Origin of the sequence: Pseudomonas sp. PS01299, from assembly GCF_029960145.1 — a bacterium.
Classification (GTDB): domain Bacteria; phylum Pseudomonadota; class Gammaproteobacteria; order Pseudomonadales; family Pseudomonadaceae; genus Aquipseudomonas; species Aquipseudomonas putida_A.
In genome coordinates this window covers 1-2,274 of the sequence record NZ_JASCPO010000437.1, presented here as the reverse complement: position 1 = coordinate 2,274, position 2,274 = coordinate 1, and the positions used below count along the sequence as shown (strand labels likewise).

Here is a 2,274-nt window from a genome sequence, read left to right as displayed (position 1 = left end):
CACCCAACCCGTGAACATCGCATCCCCCCGTGGGAGCGGGCTTGCTCGCGAAGGGGCCATTACGGTCACCACATACCGCGCGTCCGATGAGCTGTGCTGCCGAATCGTCCCGTTGACAAATATCAATCCCGCCCGCCACACCGGCGCCACGATGGGCGCAAGGCTCACGGCACGAACACCGCGCCGCCTTTTCGCGTCGTGTGTGCGATCAACCACGGGAGATTTGTCATGTCTGAGCAATCGCGTTTCATGCTGGTGGTTTCGCCCCTGATGAAAAACAGCCCGGCTTTCGAACGCGCCGCCGCGCTGGCCAAGGCGTCTGACGCGGCCTTGCACATCGTTGCGTTCGATTATCTGGAAGGCCTGGCGACTGCCGGGCTGGTCAATGAACAGGCGCTGGAGCAAATGCGCCTGGGCTACGTCGAGCGCCATCACCAATGGCTCGAAGACCAGGCTCGGCCGCTGCGCAAACTCGGGGTGCACGTCACCACCGAGGTGGTCTGGGTCGAAAGTCCGCTGGAGGAAATCCTCATTCACCTGCGCGAACAGCCGATGGCGGCGCTGATCAAGGCACTGGAGCACGAATCGCTGCTGTCACGCCTGATGTTCACCCCGCTGGATGTGCATCTGCTGCGCGAGTGCCCGGTGCCGCTGCACTTTGTCAGCCATGTGCAACATGCTCTGCCACGGCGTATTGTCGCGGCGGTCGACCCGTTCCATCGCGATGGGCAGTACCAGGGTCTGAACGACCGGATTCTGTACGAAGCCGGCAAACTGGCAAGTTTGTGTAAAGCCGAGCTGGACGTGATCTACGCTCACGACCTGTCCTCGATCAGCGCCGCCGAATTCGGTTTCGATCATGCCTCGGCGTTCTTTTCCTCCAGCGCCGCCAAGGCGCTGTTCGATGCCCAGGGCGAAGCCTTTTGTGAACTGGCCGAGCGCAACGATATTCCGGCAGAAAACCAGCACATGATCATGGGCGACCCGGCCAAGGTACTGGCCAGTTACGCCGACGCGTACGACATTGACCTAATCGTCATGGGCCGCGTCGCGCACCGGGGCATGGGCCGCCTGATCGGTAGCACCGTCGAACACCTGCTGTACCGGATGCCATGCAGTGTGTGGGTGGTGGCGCCGGAAAAGCTCGAATGAGGTTATGAGCTAATAACACCTTCATTAAACCGTCTTTCAAACGTTGTACTAGGATAGGATCCACATCCTGACATTTGCGCCGACCAGGGAACATGCTCGACGCAGGTCAGGAATGGGACTGTTTCACCTGCAACTCATGGATGATGTTTATGAATTCACACCTGTTTCCCCACATCGGTAAAGTCATTGCGAGCACCGGCAGCCGGCACTTTCCGCGGATGCTGCATGACCTGATCCAGACACAACTGGCGGTGGACGCCACACACATTCGCCAGATGCGCGTCGAGCCGGTGGGCCGCCCCGCCCATCGCAACCCGCCGGAAACCGGCCAAGACTCGGCCCAGCAGGCTGAAACGGTATTCTGCGAACAGATTGCCGCACGCTCGAGCGAGCCGATGGACACGCCAGACGCGGCCAGCGCCGATGCCTCGCAGCTGCACCTGACCCGGCGCAAGGACGGCTACCGCTACGTGATTTCGGTGTATCGCAACGACCAGTCGCAGCGCTTCTCGGCTCAGGAGCAGAGTTTGTTGCAGGACATATCTCCGGTGCTGTTGCCGATGGTGGAAAAACACATTCACGCCCTGCAACCCCAGCAGACCAACACAGAAGACCCGTCGCCCAGCGCTGATGGCGCGCAACAGGGCCTGGAAAACCTGCGGCTGCGCTTCAACGAGCGTTTGCAGCAACTGGGCCTGAGGCTGTCCAATCGCGAAACCGAAGTGTGCATCGGCCTGCTCGCCGGGCGTACCGCACCGGAGCTGGCCGAGCAGTTGCAGTTGAAGGTCAACACAGTGGAAAGCTACCTCAAACGCGCCGCGATCAAACTGGGGATCAGCGGCCGGCATTCGTTGATGCGCTGGATGTATTCGCCTGAACATACCGCCACCCAGCCCGGCTCACCCCACGCCGCTTGATGGTGCCCGATCTGCAGGAACTGCCGCTGCGAGCAGGCCCGCACCCACATCGAAATGCGCTGAGCCGATGGTTACAGCAACACCCGGTTAAAACTGTGGGAGCGGGCTTGCTCGCGAAGAGGCCGTGTCAGGCACTTAAGGTGTTGGCTGGCACACCGCATTCGCGGGCCAGCCCCCGCCCCCAATGGGTTGGGCGGGGCCAATT

General features: G+C 61.3%; 2 protein-coding genes. Both read left to right on the top strand.

Translation table 11 applies throughout. From position 1 onward, the window contains the following. Positions 1-228: 228 nt before the first annotated feature. Positions 229-1,152: a universal stress protein gene (locus QMX91_RS30755; protein WP_282413872.1), complete on the top strand. Its 924-nt coding sequence runs from the start codon at positions 229-231 to the stop codon at positions 1,150-1,152. Positions 1,153-1,301: 149 nt separating this feature from the next. Beyond that, positions 1,302-2,069 (top strand): helix-turn-helix transcriptional regulator, encoded by a 768-nt coding sequence (locus QMX91_RS30750; protein WP_282413871.1) that lies wholly within the window; start codon positions 1,302-1,304, stop codon positions 2,067-2,069. Positions 2,070-2,274: the final 205 nt, after the last annotated feature.

Coding starts and splice junctions, on each gene's coding strand:
- QMX91_RS30755 (WP_282413872.1), top strand. CDS start 229: ATGTCTGAGCAATCGCGTTTCATGCTGGTGGTTTCGCCCCTGATGAAA.
- QMX91_RS30750 (WP_282413871.1), top strand. CDS start 1,302: ATGAATTCACACCTGTTTCCCCACATCGGTAAAGTCATTGCGAGCACC.